The 14,301-nt window shown below is 57.6% G+C and carries 14 protein-coding genes; 7 read left to right on the top strand and 7 right to left on the bottom strand.

Annotated elements, in window-relative coordinates:
• Positions 1–152: 152 nt before the first annotated feature.
• The 6 genes from paaA to ACR0JA_RS20375 are packed head-to-tail and all read left to right on the top strand — an operon-like array spanning position 153 to position 4,523.
• Entirely contained in the window at positions 153–1,130 is a 978-nt protein-coding gene (paaA, locus tag ACR0JA_RS20400) for a 1,2-phenylacetyl-CoA epoxidase subunit PaaA (RefSeq protein ID WP_480579041.1), read from the top strand.
• Positions 1,131–1,151: 21 nt separating this feature from the next.
• Entirely contained in the window at positions 1,152–1,436 is a 285-nt protein-coding gene (gene paaB / locus ACR0JA_RS20395) for a 1,2-phenylacetyl-CoA epoxidase subunit PaaB (RefSeq protein ID WP_480579038.1), read from the top strand.
• Complete coding sequence (gene paaC, locus ACR0JA_RS20390) at positions 1,436–2,194, top strand: 1,2-phenylacetyl-CoA epoxidase subunit PaaC (RefSeq protein WP_480579034.1); 759 nt, start codon at positions 1,436–1,438, stop codon at positions 2,192–2,194. Before paaB ends, paaC begins: the two co-directional genes overlap by 1 nt.
• Positions 2,195–2,199: 5 nt before the next feature.
• On the top strand, positions 2,200–2,661 hold the full coding sequence (gene paaD, locus ACR0JA_RS20385; RefSeq protein WP_480579031.1) for a 1,2-phenylacetyl-CoA epoxidase subunit PaaD: 462 nt from the start codon (positions 2,200–2,202) through the stop codon (positions 2,659–2,661).
• 13 nt (positions 2,662–2,674) lie between these two features.
• The gene (locus tag ACR0JA_RS20380; RefSeq protein WP_480579028.1) at positions 2,675–3,748 is read left to right on the top strand and encodes a 2Fe-2S iron-sulfur cluster-binding protein; all 1,074 of its coding nucleotides are present in this window, start codon (positions 2,675–2,677) and stop codon (positions 3,746–3,748) included.
• Positions 3,749–3,761: 13 nt separating this feature from the next.
• The gene (locus ACR0JA_RS20375) at positions 3,762–4,523 is read left to right on the top strand and encodes a Phenylacetic acid catabolic protein (protein WP_480579025.1); all 762 of its coding nucleotides are present in this window, start codon (positions 3,762–3,764) and stop codon (positions 4,521–4,523) included.
• Between the two features lie 33 nt (positions 4,524–4,556).
• Here ACR0JA_RS20375 and ACR0JA_RS20370 read toward each other — a convergent pair whose 3' ends face one another.
• The 5 genes from ACR0JA_RS20370 to ACR0JA_RS20350 are packed head-to-tail and all read right to left on the bottom strand — an operon-like array spanning position 4,557 to position 10,511.
• Positions 4,557–6,068: an AMP-binding protein gene (locus tag ACR0JA_RS20370; RefSeq protein WP_480579023.1), complete on the bottom strand. Its 1,512-nt coding sequence runs from the start codon at positions 6,066–6,068 to the stop codon at positions 4,557–4,559.
• Entirely contained in the window at positions 6,065–7,486 is a 1,422-nt protein-coding gene (gene sauS / locus ACR0JA_RS20365; RefSeq protein WP_480579020.1) for an acylating sulfoacetaldehyde dehydrogenase, read from the bottom strand. The genes ACR0JA_RS20370 and sauS overlap by 4 nt, the downstream gene beginning before the upstream one ends.
• A gap of 57 nt (positions 7,487–7,543) precedes the next feature.
• Positions 7,544–8,503 (bottom strand): Bug family tripartite tricarboxylate transporter substrate binding protein, encoded by a 960-nt coding sequence (locus ACR0JA_RS20360; protein ID WP_480579017.1) that lies wholly within the window; start codon positions 8,501–8,503, stop codon positions 7,544–7,546.
• 44 nt (positions 8,504–8,547) lie between these two features.
• The gene (locus ACR0JA_RS20355) at positions 8,548–9,003 is read right to left on the bottom strand and encodes a tripartite tricarboxylate transporter TctB family protein (protein ID WP_480579014.1); all 456 of its coding nucleotides are present in this window, start codon (positions 9,001–9,003) and stop codon (positions 8,548–8,550) included.
• Complete coding sequence (locus tag ACR0JA_RS20350) at positions 9,000–10,511, bottom strand: tripartite tricarboxylate transporter permease (protein WP_480579011.1); 1,512 nt, start codon at positions 10,509–10,511, stop codon at positions 9,000–9,002. Before ACR0JA_RS20350 ends, ACR0JA_RS20355 begins: the two co-directional genes overlap by 4 nt.
• A 114-nt stretch (positions 10,512–10,625) precedes the next feature.
• Here ACR0JA_RS20350 and ACR0JA_RS20345 point away from each other — a divergent pair, with 114 nt between their 5' ends.
• Positions 10,626–11,651, top strand: a complete 1,026-nt coding sequence (locus ACR0JA_RS20345) for a LacI family DNA-binding transcriptional regulator (protein WP_480579008.1) — start codon at positions 10,626–10,628, stop codon at positions 11,649–11,651.
• A gap of 132 nt (positions 11,652–11,783) precedes the next feature.
• Here the strand turns inward: ACR0JA_RS20345 and ACR0JA_RS20340 are convergent, their stop codons facing one another.
• Together ACR0JA_RS20340 and ACR0JA_RS20335 are read right to left on the bottom strand one after the other, a co-directional pair.
• Positions 11,784–13,091: a GH1 family beta-glucosidase gene (locus tag ACR0JA_RS20340; protein WP_480579005.1), complete on the bottom strand. Its 1,308-nt coding sequence runs from the start codon at positions 13,089–13,091 to the stop codon at positions 11,784–11,786.
• Between the two features lies 1 nt (position 13,092).
• Positions 13,093–14,124, bottom strand: coding sequence for a substrate-binding domain-containing protein (locus ACR0JA_RS20335; protein WP_480579002.1), 1,032 nt, complete (start codon positions 14,122–14,124; stop codon positions 13,093–13,095).
• Between the last annotated feature and the right edge of the window lie 177 nt (positions 14,125–14,301).

Genomic DNA, 14,301 nt, shown 5'->3' with positions numbered 1-14,301 from the left:
TAAGGCTTGCGTCGAATCGCGCGTGATATTAAAAACCGACCAGACGGTTTAATAATGCGCCGTTCGAACCAGCCGATTCATCTATGAAGGGCGGGCGAGGCGATCAAAGGCGGTTGGGGCGGCGATCGGGACTGTAGGAAAGGAGACGGGACATGTACGCACAGATGGTGAAATCCGAGTCGTCAAATGATGACCCGGAGAAGCTTGCCGAATTCCAGGCGCGGATCGATGCCGGTATCAAGATCGAGCCCAAGGACTGGATGCCGCAGGCGTATCGCAAGACGCTGATCCGTCAGATTGGACAGCACGCCCATTCCGAGATTGTCGGTCAACTGCCCGAGGGCAATTGGATCACCCGCGCGCCCACGCTTGAACGCAAAGCGATCCTTCTTGCCAAGGTGCAGGACGAGGCCGGGCACGGGTTGTACCTGTATTGTGCGGCTGAAACTCTGGGTGTCAGCCGCGATGAATTGACTGAAATGCTGCTGGACGGGCGCATGAAGTACTCGTCGATCTTCAACTATCCCACGTTGAATTGGGCTGATATCGGTGCCGTCGGCTGGTTGGTCGACGGAGCGGCGATCATGAACCAGGTTCCGCTTCAACGTACCTCCTACGGACCCTATTCGCGTGCGATGATCCGGATTTGCAAGGAAGAGAGTTTTCACCAGCGTCAGGGCTATGATGCTATCCGCAAAATGGCTGAAGGCACGCCCGAGCAACGCAAGATGGCGCAGGATGCACTGAACCGTTTCTGGTACCCGTCGCTGATGATGTTCGGCCCGTCCGACAAGGACTCGGTCCATTCGGCGCAGTCGATGGCGTGGAAGATCAAGATCAACACCAATGACGAACTGCGCCAGAAATTCGTCGACCAGACCGTACCGCAGGCCGAATATCTGGGTCTGACCGTTCCCGACCCTGACCTGACATGGAACGAGGAACGCGGGCACTATGACTTCTCGGAACCCGACTGGACTGAATTCTTTGATGTGATCAAAGGCAATGGCCCCTGCAATGTCGACCGATTGGCGGCGCGCAACAAAGCCTGGGACGACGGAAAGTGGGTGCGTGATGGTCTGCTGGCGCATGCCCGCAAGAAACGCGACCAGAAAGTCGCGGCCGAATAAGCACCCCAAGGAGGATTACGCATGAAAAACGAATGGCCCCTTTGGGAAATCTTCATCCGTGGCCAGCATGGGATGAGTCACCGCCATGTGGGTTCATTGCATGCACCCGACGCGGAAATGGCGATCAAGAACGCGCGCGATGTCTACACGCGCCGCAATGAAGGTGTGTCGATCTGGGTGGTTGAAGCCAACAATATCTCGGCCTCCTCACCAGGCGACAAAGGCCCGCTATACGAGCCCAGCGAAAGCAAGGTGTACCGCCACCCGACCTTTTTCGACATCCCCGAAGACGTAGGGGCGATGTGATGGCAAGCGCCGAGGCTTTCCAGCAATTCCTGCTACGGATGGGAGACAATACCCTGATCCTGGGGCATCGCGTCAGTGAGTGGTGCGGCCAAGCGCCCGTGCTTGAGGAAGATATAGCGCTGGCAAACACCGCGCTGGACATGATCGGGCAGACGCAGATGTGGCTGGGATTGGCGGGTGAGATCGATGGCGGAAAATCCGCCGACGATCTGGCGTTTCTGCGCGACGTTTGGGATTTTCGCAATGTTCTGCTTGTAGAAGTTCCGAATGAGGATTTCGGGCGCACTCTGATGCGTCAGTTCCTGTTCGACGCCTGGCACTCGATCATGCTGGGGCGTCTGCTGATGTCTTCGGACGATCGCGTTGCGGCCATAGCGGCGAAAGCCAGTAAAGAGGTCGCCTATCATCTGGAACGGTCAAGCGACACGGTTGTCGGTCTGGGTGACGGAACCGAGGAAAGCCATGATCGGATGCAGGCGGCGCTGGACTATCTCTGGCCTTATGTGGGCGAGATGTTTGCCGGTGATGAGATCGACGCCGAGATGGTTGCGGCGGGCATCGCACCGAACCCTGCCGATCTTCGGGCCGAATATGACGCGCTGGTGCAGCGGGTATTGACTGATGCGACACTGACGATCCCGGACAGCGATTTTGCGCACAAAGGCGGGCGTGACGGGCGGATGCACACCGAGCATCTGGGTCACTTGCTGACGCAGATGCAGTGGCTGCAACGCGCCTATCCCGGTGCCAGCTGGTAGATGACATGCAACACGCGTCGACGGATGAGATATGGGAATGGCTGGACGCAGTTCCCGACCCCGAGATCCCGGTGATTTCGGTGGTCGACCTGGGCATAGTTCGGGACGTCTGCTGGGATGCCGGAGCGCTAAAAGTGACGGTTACACCCACCTATTCCGGTTGCCCTGCGACATCTGTGATCAGCATGGATATCGAAACGGCCCTGCGCGATCACGGGATCACGGATGTGCAGATCGAGACCAGCATATCGCCTGCCTGGACTACGGATTGGCTCAGCACCAAGGGTCGAGCGCGGCTTGAAGAATACGGTATAGCACCGCCGCAACCGGCAGGTGGCCCCGACCGTTGCCCATATTGCGGCAGCAAGGCGGTCGAGAAGGTCAGCCAGTTTGGCTCGACCCCGTGCAAGGCGCATTGGCGCTGCACCGACTGCCTGGAGCCTTTCGACTATTTCAAGTGCATCTGAGGAGGAGCCCAGGATGGCACGTTTCCACGACCTGAAGGTCACAGACATCCACAAGACAATCCGGGATGCGGTGGTCGTGACGCTGGAGCCTGCGGATGGCGCGGCGGATCAGTTCGAATTCACGGCTGGTCAGTACCTGACCTTTCGTCGTGACTTTGACGGCGAGGAACTGCGCCGGTCTTATTCCATCTGTGCGGGTAAGGACGACGGTATTTTGCAGGTCGGGATCAAACGTGTCGACGGTGGCGCATTTTCAACCTGGGCAAATACGGATCTTCGGGTGGGCGAGGTCGTGCAGGCGATGCCGCCAATGGGCAGCTTTCACACACCGATCGATCCGCAGGCAGAAAAGCAATATCTGGGATTTGCGGGAGGGTCAGGGATCACGCCGGTTCTTTCGATCCTGAAAACGACGTTGGCACGCGAACCGCACGCGCGCTTTACACTGGTTTATGCCAATAAAGGCATCAACACGATCATGTTTCGAGAAGAGCTCGAGGATCTCAAGAACCTTTATATGGGTCGTTTGACCGTGGTTCATGTTCTCGAAACAGACGCGCAGGAAATCGACCTGTTCACCGGGCTTGTGACACAGGAAAAATGCGGCAAGCTATTTCAGCATTGGATCGACATTCAGAACGTGGACACCGCATTCATCTGCGGCCCCGAACCCATGATGCTGGGCATTGCCGCAGCCTTACGCGAACACGGGCTGAAAGACGACCAGATCAAGTTCGAACTGTTTGCCAGCGCACAACCAGGACGCGCCAAGCGCAAAACGGGTGCGGTGGATGCGGATAAGAAAGCAAACCAGACAAACGCCTCGATCACGCTGGATGGGTCCACGCAATCCGTCACCATGCCCAAGGATCAATCCATACTAGAGGCAGCGTTGGAAAACGCGATTGACGCGCCATATGCCTGCAAGGCCGGGGTTTGTTCGACCTGCCGCTGCAAGGTGCTTGAAGGCGAGGTCGAGATGCTCGCCAATCACGCACTCGAGGATTACGAGGTCGAAAAGGGCTATGTTCTCAGCTGCCAGTCCTTTCCGGTGACCGACCGCGTGGTCGTTGACTACGACCAATAAAGGAGCAGGACCAATGACCGAAGCCATGTCAATCGACACCTATCTCGCTGCGGGCGGAGTGCTGACAAACCCAACGAATGTGCCGCCGCGCTATCGCGCCGAGTTGATGAAACTGATGGCAACGTTTGTCGATAGTGAACTGGCTGGGGCGGCCGGTTTCGCCGACGTTATTAATCAGGGGCCTGGTATCAAAGAGCGTATCGCTGCGGCCCGGATCGTGCTTGAAAAGACCGACCATGCTGATCGGGTCCTTAACCTCATGGGTGAATTCGGTGCCGATACGCAACGATATGCAAGGCATCACCCTTGGACCGCGCGCCTGGATCGCGACGCTGATATCGGTGCAACGCGCAGCGAACACGACATGCGGCTTGCGGTCTTCAACTACCCAATTGAGGGTTGGGTCGACGCAGTGGTGATGAACTTGCTGATGAGCCGCGCCGTGGCCGAGCAACTGGCAGAGTTCTCGATGGTTTCATACCAACCGCTGGCCGAAGCATTTCGAACCATCGCCCCGACCGAGGCGCATCACGGCGAATTGGCGCTGGAGGGCGCGCTCAAACTGGTCGAACGCGGTGAGGCTGCGCAGATGCAGAAGTCGGTAGACTATTGGTGGCCGCGCGTGGCGATTTCGTTTGGAGGAGATGACCCCAAACGGTTTGCACTTTTGAAGGCTTTGGGGCTTCGTCACAACGAAAACAAGGCGTTGCAGGACCGCTGGGTCCTGTCCGCGACCGAGGCTGTAGCAGCGCTCGGTCTGAAACGCCCCTCTTAGGCCTGACATCTTTCGGGCGATGCGCAAGTTTGATTACGTGGTTGAACCGTCAGTTTGCGCTGTAACGATCTCAAGTATCCGGTTGCGTTGGATTTTCCCCGATGGCCCTTTTGGCAGTTCTGGCAAAAAATGGACACGATCGGGCGATTTGAACCGGCCGACCTGGGTCTCGCAGATCTTCGACAGGTCCATAGAGGTCACTGCAGAACCCTCGCGAATTGCAACCGCAGCTTCAACTGTTTCGCCATAGTTGGCGCAAGGGCGCGCGAACGCCGCTGCTTCGACGACGTCGGGATGGGAATAAAGTGCCTCGTCAATCTCGCGCGGCGCGATGTTCTCGCCGCCTTTGATGATCAGCTCTTTCAAGCGCCCGGTGACAAAGACATATCCGTCTTCATCCATGCGAGCGAGGTCACCGGTGCGTAACCACCCTTCGGTAGTAAATGTGTTCAATGTCGCGTCGGGATCCTTGAGGTATTCCAGCATCACGTTGGGACCGCGTATGACCAATTCGCCCTCGGTCCCGTACGGCACAGGTTCAAGGTCGGCGTCCAGAATTCCCGCTTCGTTTCCATAGGCGATCCCGGGCGACCCGATTTTGCGAATGCCCGGAGGCAGCGGGTTCGACAGAATTTGTGCTGCGGTTTCGGTCAGGCCCATGGTTTCGATGATAGGAATTTCGAAGCGATTTTCAAAACTGCGTTGAACGTCCGGGGCAAGGGCCGAGGATGCAGACCGTCCGAAACGCACGCGCTGTCGGGTGCTGGCATTCGGGCTGGTATCCGAGTGCAGCAGATGAGAAATGATGGTCGGCACAACCGAGAACCACGTTGCGTCAACCTTGCCGAGATTGTCCCAGAATCGGCTGGCGGAAAACTTTTCGCACATGGCCAGTGAACCACCCGAAACCAAGGTGCCGATGACCGTCACACACAGCCCGTTGATATGGTAGATCGGCAACACGCAAAACCCGCGATCAGCCTCGGTCAGCTGGTGCGCAACCGCTGTTGTCCAACCACCTGCCAGCAAACTGGCGTGGGTGTGCACAACCCCCTTCGGGCGTCCCGTTGTCCCCGAAGTGTACATCAATAGCGCATGACTGTTTGATGAGATGCCGTGCAGGTTGCTGCCGGTATCCCGGGCGTTCGAGGTTTGCAGCGCAGTAATCTTTGCGGGATCCGCAGTTCGCGCAAACAGATCCATTTGATCGGTATGCACGAAGCCATAGCGCGCACCGCTGTGGTCCAGCGCATAGGAAACGGCACTGTCGCCGGCAACGAGATTGATCATCGTTGCCCGAAATCCGCCGTAGAGAACGCCGAAAAGAACCTCCAACGCTTCGCGACAATTTGGGTAGAGGATGGCGACACTTTCACCCTTTTCCACACCCAAGTCGGTCAACATGACGGCAACACGACGCGCTGTTTCGCGCAGTTCGCTCCAAGTCAGGTCTGCTGCGCCGTCCGGAAAGACGAAGCCGGTGCCGCCCTGAATAGCTCGGTGATCCAGCCAATCGCGGATTGTGCCTTCGGGCGGGTTGGTCATTGGCCGACCTCCGACCAGTACGTGCCGAAAATCTCGTCTAGGGCGGGTTCGCGCGGCGGTGTTTCGCGCACGATCTTGGTGGTTTGGACGAAATGCCGCCAGTGCAAATTGGTATCGATCGAGTTTCCACCCCAACTGCCGCAGCCCATCGACAACGAAAAGGGCATCCCGTTGGTAAAGCTGCCGCCGGTGGCGAACGTATGCGCCTGATTGACGATCACCCGGCATGTTGGCAGTTCGCGCCCCATCTCAACTGCGCGCGCGTCGTCGCCGGTATGTATTCCGACAGAATGCCCCGCCCCCTGATGCGCCAGAATGCGGGCGGCAATTTCTTTGGCAGCGTTGAAATCCGTCGCGCGATAGAGCGCCAGAACCCGGCTGAGTTTTTCGCCCGACAAAGGATGATCCGCGCCGATACCATCGGTCTCAACCGCAAGAAACTGGGTTCCTTCAGGGACTTTGCCTGCCATCCCCAGGGCGTCGAGCATCTTGTCGGCGTCCTGCGCGATCACGGACCGGTTGAGGTGACCGTCTGGCCAGAGCCGTGAAATAATGCCGTTTGCTTGCGATGACGGCACGAGAACACCACCTTCGGTGGCCATTGCAGCGATGAAGGCGTCGTAAACCGCGTCCACTACGACCAGCGCGTTTTCGGAAGAGCAGGACGTCGCGTTGTCGAAACATTTGGACGCAGCGATCTTGGCTGCGGCATCTTGCAGATTGGCGGTTTCGTCCACAATCACTGTAACGTTGCCAGCGCCGACCGCCACTGCTGGCGTGCCACAGGACTGCGCACGCTGGACGTTGTTTTGACTGCCGGTGCAGATCACCCGATCAACAGTTTCGATTAACCGTTGTGTTTTGGCTTTTGACCCGGGTGCGGGGATCATCTGTACCAGATCTCGGTCCAGCCCCAGTTTGTCAAACTCAGCGTGGATATAACCCAGCAGCATCTCGCAAGAGGCCACGCCTTTGGGCGACGGTGCCACAACGATGGAATTGCCACCCTTGAGAGCATTGATGATGTTGTTCGCGGGCGTAGCGGCAGGGTTGGTCGAGGGGACGACTGCGCCTATGACGCCGATCGGTCGGGCAATCTCGGTAATTCCGGTCGCCGGGTCGTCGCTGATGATGCCTTGGGTTTTTACGTCCGCAATATCCCGCAACAAGCCCAGCGTCTTGCGGTGGTTCTTTGTGATTTTGTCGGGCACGTTGCCCAGACCCGTGGTTTCGACGGCAATCTCGGCCAACGCTTGATTGCGTGTCGGTTCCATGATGGCCCAGCCCGCCGCCAGCGCCGCTTTGTCGTACAGCGCCTGGCTGGCACTTGCCTCAAATGCCGCCTGCGCCTTTCGCGCGCGCGCCACTATGCGATCTATTTCAGCAATTTCGGGGGAAATCCCGTCCTGAGCGTTCATCTTGTCCTCGAATGGTTGGTCGGGGCGGACCCGTTCCGCCCCGCTTTGATCACCGGATCAGAGACCGGCCAGCAACTCGTTCAGCGTTTGTTGACGCTGCGCCCACATCTCGATCACTTCGTCCCGTGTCATGATGTGCATCGGCGAACCGCCTGCCTCCATCTTTTTGGCGACGCGGGAATTGGCAAACATCTCGGGCACGGTTGCTGACAGTTTTTCGATCACCTCGGGCGGAGTTCCCTTGGGCACCATCACACCCCGGAAGTTGACCGACGAATTGTCGACCTCGAGCCCCTGTTCCATCATCGTCGGAACATCCGGCAGGAAGGCGTTGCGTTCCAGATCGGCGACGCCCAGGATTTTGACGTTACCCGCCTCTTGCGCGCGGAACGCATCAGACAGGTTGTTGATGCCGCCCATAACCTCGCCCGCGATCACCGCTTTCATCGCTGCGGCCCCGCCACCCTTTGTCGGGATATAGGCCATTTTGGTCCCAGCGGCCTTGTCGATTTGCAATGCAGCAATGTGGTGGCCCACAAACAATCCAGCACCCGAAACGGTCAGTTTGCCGGGGTTTTCCTTCGCAAAATCGACAACATCCTGCATCGAGTTGAATTCGCTGTCCGCACCGACGACGAACACAGCCGGGTCGGCCCCCCAGTTGGCGATGGGCTCAAAGCTGTCGGTCGAGTATTCGACGCCGCCCTTGATCGATTGGGCGATGAAGTGGGGAACGTTGTAGGCGGCCAAGGTATAACCGTCCGGGTCGACCTGCGTGGCAAACCAGTTCCAGCCAACGCGACCACCTGCGCCGGGTTTGTTGATAATGGCGATGGGCATCCCCAGCGCATCCTCGTTCCCGGCGGTCATGGTGACAATCCGCGCCTGAAAGTCGGTTGCACCTCCGGCGCCATAGCTGACCATCATCATCAGTGGTCGTTCCGGATAGTCTTCGGCCATTGCCGGGCCTGACAGGCCAGCCAGAACCAATGCGGCCCCTGCGATCAGTTGTTTCATTTTGCGTTTCCTCCCTGATTTGGTTCACCCGCAAATTGGTGCGGTCAGAACAGAATTTCTTTTGGTGTGTAGACGTTTAGAAGCATGGCAAAGAGCCCGTACATCACCGCCACAAACACGCCCGTGATGATCCCTCGCCGGAGCCAGCTTTTGGCTTCGGCATGAGGCGCAGGATCGTAGATCGACAGCAGGACAAAAAAGGCGATGGTCGTAGCGGTGTAGAACCCGAGCGTTTTTGCCGCCCAGAACACATAGATCAGCGTGATGATCAGGCCGGGCAGCATGTTGATGAACATTGTCCGCGTCACGCCGTTTCCAACCTTGGATAAGCCCAGCAGAGCTTTGCCAAATGTCCACCCGGCAAGGACCACGAAAACAGAAGCGATAAGGCGCGGGAACAGAAAGGCTTCGGCCGGTTGCTGGGTATAGCTGACCCATGCGACCCACAGCCCAACGGCAAAAACCAGACCCGAGCCGAATATATGCTGAGAGCGGTTCATGCCTGTGCCTCCTCTTTGGTGGTGTAGCGACGGCTGCGCAATTCCATCCAGACCGAGTAGGCGATCGAAGCCAGCACAACTGCGATCAGCAACAGGTTAAGCCCGCCGGTCAGGAAATACGAAGCCTTGCCCACGGTGGCATCAGCGATCATTCCACCCTGAATGAAGTTGGCCTCGGCGATGGGCCCAAGGATCAGCCCCAGCACCAGTGGAGCGGCAGAAAACCCGAAACGTTCCAGAAAGAACATGCCAATGCCCAGGCAGGCCATGACATAGACATCACCCATCGAACCTTGCACCGAATAGGCCCCAAAGACCGACAGCGCCAGCACGATGGCCGCCATGACCGATTGCGGCACCTGCGCCACGCGAGCTGCCAGCCCCGCGACATAAAGACCAAAGATACACATCAGGACCTGCCCGATCAGCATCGAGTTGATGAATGTCCAGGCGACATCGGGGTGATTGTCGAACAGGTCCGAGCCTGGGAAAATCCCGTGGATCAGCAAACCACCCAGAAGAACGGCGGCGGTGGGGCTGCCGGGAATGGACAACGTCAATAAAGGTACCAGAGACGGGCCGACCATGGCATTGTTGGCGGATTCCGCAGCGATCACACCTTCGGAATGACCAGTGCCGAACTTGTCTTTTTCAGCTGAGAATTTCTTGGTCTGATCATAGGCGACAAGACCCGCGATTTGCCCGCCGACACCCGGGATCAGGCCGATGATCGAACCTGTCATCGTGCCGATACTCAGTGCGCGGGTACGGCTGAAAAGCTCTCGGAATGCATCGATGATCGAGTGGCGCTGCACTTCGATAACCTCTGCCCCAGCGTTGTGGCGTCCTTTGGCGAACATCGTCAGCACTTGGGGGATCGCGAACAGGCCGATCAGCGCGGCGATGATGTTGATGCCTCCACCCAATGCCGGGTGAAAGATGAAACGCTGTGCGCCCATGATGTCGTCGAACCCGATGGTCGCCAGCCACAAGCCGATACAGCCTGACAGTAGCCCCTTTACGACCGAGGCGGAATCCAGCGTCCCGATCACTGTCACGCCCAGGATGGCCAGCCAGAACAGATGGGACGGCCCAAACGCCAGCGCCCATTTGGCCAGAACGGGAGTCAGAAAGATCAGAAGCAGAACGCCGAATATTCCGCCCACCGCCGAGGCCAGAAACGAAAGTTGCAGGGCGCGCGCACCTTGGCCTTGTTTGGCCATCGTGTGTCCGTCCAGCGTTGTGGCGATATTGGCAGGTGCGCCGGGGATCTTGAGGAGAATTGCGCTGACCGCCCCTCCGGCCACGGTCGAGGTATAGGCCGCGCCCAACAGGATCAGACCCTGCGCCGCCTCAAGCTGGAAGGTGAACGGGATCAGCAGCGCGACAGCCATGGTCGGCGATAACCCGGGCGTTGCACCCAGAATGAGACCACCGATCGTGCCGCCGAGCAACAGCATGAATGACAACGGGGTAAACACGTCTCCGAAGTAATAAATGAATTCCATTCAGGGCCTCCCAACCCGTCGGTTCATGTTTCTTACTTTTGTTGACAAATCAGGTTAGGCGATGAAAATAGTATTGCAAATGTTTTCATAAATTCGACCAAGCGGGAGAATATTATGTCAAGTTTTCAAAAAGGTAAGGTGGATATTGTGGCGGTCGCAAAGGCCGCAAAAGTGTCACCATCCACAGTGTCGCGCACCTTTAATCACCCGGATCTGGTGAACCCAGCGACTCGCAAAAAGATCAATCGAGCGGTTCAGAGACTGGGGTATATCCGCAACCGGGCCGCGCAAACGATGCATGGCAAACGGTCCGGGACCATCGGCCTTGTGGTGCCCACGATCAACCATGCCATTTTCGCCGAGGTTATTCAGGCATTCTCGGATTCAATCGACAAGGCCGGGTTCAGCCTGTTGCTGGCGTCGCACGGATACGATCTTGACCGGGAATACGCCATGGTCCGTAAACTGCTCGAGCATCGCGTGGATGGCGTCGCGCTTGTCGGTTTGGAACACGCTGAGGCAACCGCCCGCCTGATCGACCAGCAGAAAATTCCAGGGTTGGCGATATGGAACTACTCCGAAGATTCAGACTTGCCATGCGTCGGGGCGGACAACCTGCTGGCGGGGCGACTTGCAACCGAGCATCTGCTGGCCTTGGGGCATCGGGACATTGGTCTGATTTTTCCCAAAACCAATGGCAATGATCGAGCGCAGCACCGGTTCACAGCCGTACATGATACGCTCGCGGAAAGGGATATTTGCCTTCCGGACAAGCGAGTTTCCGAAGCGCCCTACAGTGTCTCGCAGGCAAAGCAGGCTGCCATTTCCCTTTTGACGGATCATCCACGTCCAACGGCATTGTTGTGCGGAAACGACGTTATTGCACAGGGTGCCTTGTTTGCCGCGCAGAATCTGGGCCTGACCGTTCCCGATCACCTGTCGATTATCGGCATCGGCGATTTCAAAGGGTCGTCAGACGTCGAGCCGGGCCTAACGACCATTCGTATTCCGGCAGAAACCATCGGAACGCTGGCGGGGGAAAAGTTCACCGACTACATCACAACGGATGATCCCGAGCACTTCAGGGTTTGCTGCGCATTGGATTGCGTTGTTCGTGGCACAACGAGCCCGCCAAAATAGGCGGCAGCAGATAAATTGGATCCTGGTCTCGGAATACGACGAGACCCCGAATATCAGCCTGGCGAACCTATAGCAGGTACCGTGTGCAATCTGACGTTCGCAATTGCGATCGCGCAGGAGCGCTCGTCACCTTCAAGCCGACAGCGCCTCTTTCAACGCGTGATACGAGGCTTTGGGCGTTCGTTCCAGCGTGTCAAAATCCACATCCACCAGCCCAAAGCGCTTCTCATAACCAAAGGCCCATTCGTAATTGTCCAGTAATGACCAGACAAAATACCCCTTGACGGGCACGCCCTCGGCCAACGCAACCTGTACGGCCGACAGGTGGCGATCCAGATAGTCGATCCGGTCATCATCCTGTTGGCGCGCGGGGCTGGCCATGCCGTTTTCCGTGACGTAGATCGGCAATTCCCCGGTGTAGTCTTTGGCTGTACGGATCAGAAAACGGGACAAACCCTCCGGTTCGATTTCCCATCCCATCTGCGTCTTGGGCAGAGGTCCCGGGACTTCGCGCAGGCCCGGCCAGGGTGTGTCGGAAGGCGCGATCAGCTTGCGCGTATAGTAATTCAGTCCGCACCAATCGACCGGCGCTCCGATCACATCGAAATCGTCCTGCCAGCCGGTCGGCAAATGCGGGGCCAGCCCTTCGAGCACGTTTTCAGGGTAGGATTTGTCGAATACACCGCCCAGAAAAAACCGGTTGTAAATCCCGTCATAGAGCGCAGCCGCCTTTTGCGCCTCGGGGCTGTCATCCGCAGGTTCCGCCCATTCCAGATTGAACACCGCCCCCAGGTTGGACATCCCCAATCCGCGCATCACTTCGGTAGCACGACCATGGGCCAGCAGGACGTGATGCATCGCACGGGCCGTCGCGCGAATGTCGCGCAGGCCGGGCGCGTGGTGGCCCTCGAAATGGCTCAGCCAACTGACGCACCAGGGTTCATTGATGGTGGCGACATTGAACATGCGATCGCCGATACGACGCATGAGGATTTCGGCAAAATCGCCAAACCAGCCTGCGATATCTCGGTTGCGCCACCCGCCCAGATCAGCAAGGGGCGAGGGAAGTTCCCAATGGTATAGCGTTGCGCATGGGCGAATGTCGCGTTCCAGCAAGGCGTCGGTCAACCGGTCATAGAAATCCAGACCTTCCTGATTGACGGGTCCACGTCCTTCTGGCAGCACGCGCGCCCAGCTGGTTGAAAAGCGATAGGCGTCAAAACCAGCGGCTTTGACCAGATCCAGATCCTGCTCGAACCGGTTGTAGTGGTCGCATGCCAGCGCGCCGTCTTCGGCATTGGCAACGTTTCCCGGCGTGGCTGCGAAGTCGTCCCAATGGGTAAGGCCCGCGCCACCCTGCGCGTGTCCTTCGATCTGATAAGCTGAAGTTGCGACGCCAAACAGAAAGTCGGGCGGAAAGTCGCTGCGGTTGTATTTCATTTCAATTCCTTTGCGGAGCCGGACCCGTCGAGTTTCCAACCACCAGTTCTGCTTCGAGCAGGCAGGTTTTTGGGGGATCATTCGGCGCATTGATGCGCTCGATCAGCATTTCAGCGGCCTTTTCTCCGGCGTGGCGGACGGACGAACGAGTGGCAGTGAAGATCGGTACATCCTGGCCGTTGCGCATGTATGACAATTCATCGTCATGAACGATGACCGAAATGTCGCGACCCATTTTCAACCCGTTTTCTTCCAATGCGCGACGGATACCAATTGCCGGGATGATCGATGAAACCAGAAAGGCGGTCGGAGGATTGTCCTGCTTGAGCATGTCACTAGTCGTCAGATATCCGTAGATTTCCGTCATCTCGGCGCTGCGCAACAGGGCCGGATCAAGCGCGATCCCCGCCTTTTGCAAGGCGGCTTCATAGCCATTGCGACGGCGCTGCGCAAAGTCCATCACTTCCAGCCCGTTGATCAATGCGATGCGGCGATGGCCCAGATCGATCAGAAACCGAGTTGCGCGCTCGAACGAGCGCAGATTGTTCACGTCGATCCAGTCATAGGGTATGTCCACGCCGGTCGAACGGCCATGAACGATAAACGGCACGTTCATTTCCGAAAGGACGGAGATGCGTGATTCATTCACCTTGGGGCCTTGCAAGACGACCCCATCTACGGCACCGCGTGTGAACAGGCTGCGATAGGACTCTTCGATCGAGGTGTCGGCAGCATGGGTGAACATCATGTCATAGTCGTTTTCGGCATAAGTCCGGGCTGCGCCGGCGACAAAATCTCCGAAAATCGGGTTCACCATCTCGTGCCGGGACGATGTCGGGATCACATGCCCGATCACCATCGAGCGGCCCGTCGCCAACCCCTTGGCGCGGATGTTGGGGCGGTATCCATGTTTTTCAGCCGCAGCCTGAACCCGAATGCGCGTGCCCTCGTTGACCTCGGGATACCCGTTCAGCGCACGGCTGACCGTGGTTTGAGACAAACCGAGGATTTCAGAGAGCTGTTTGAGGTTCATGATCTCCAAAGCGCCTTCAAATAGATGCTCTTCTTGTTTTGTTTCGAATTTCCTCTTACGTCAACCTGTTTCAGGAATCAGGAAATCACGGCAAGTAAATAAGAGAATCCGAATCCGATTGTTGACAGGAATCGAATGTTAGCGGATAAAGTCGATCATTCAAAGCGCTTTGGAAAA

It is taken from the genome of Ruegeria sp. AM4 (assembly GCF_056540665.1).
Note: the sequence above shows the minus strand (reverse complement) of the source record. Positions and strands in the feature narration are given on the sequence as shown.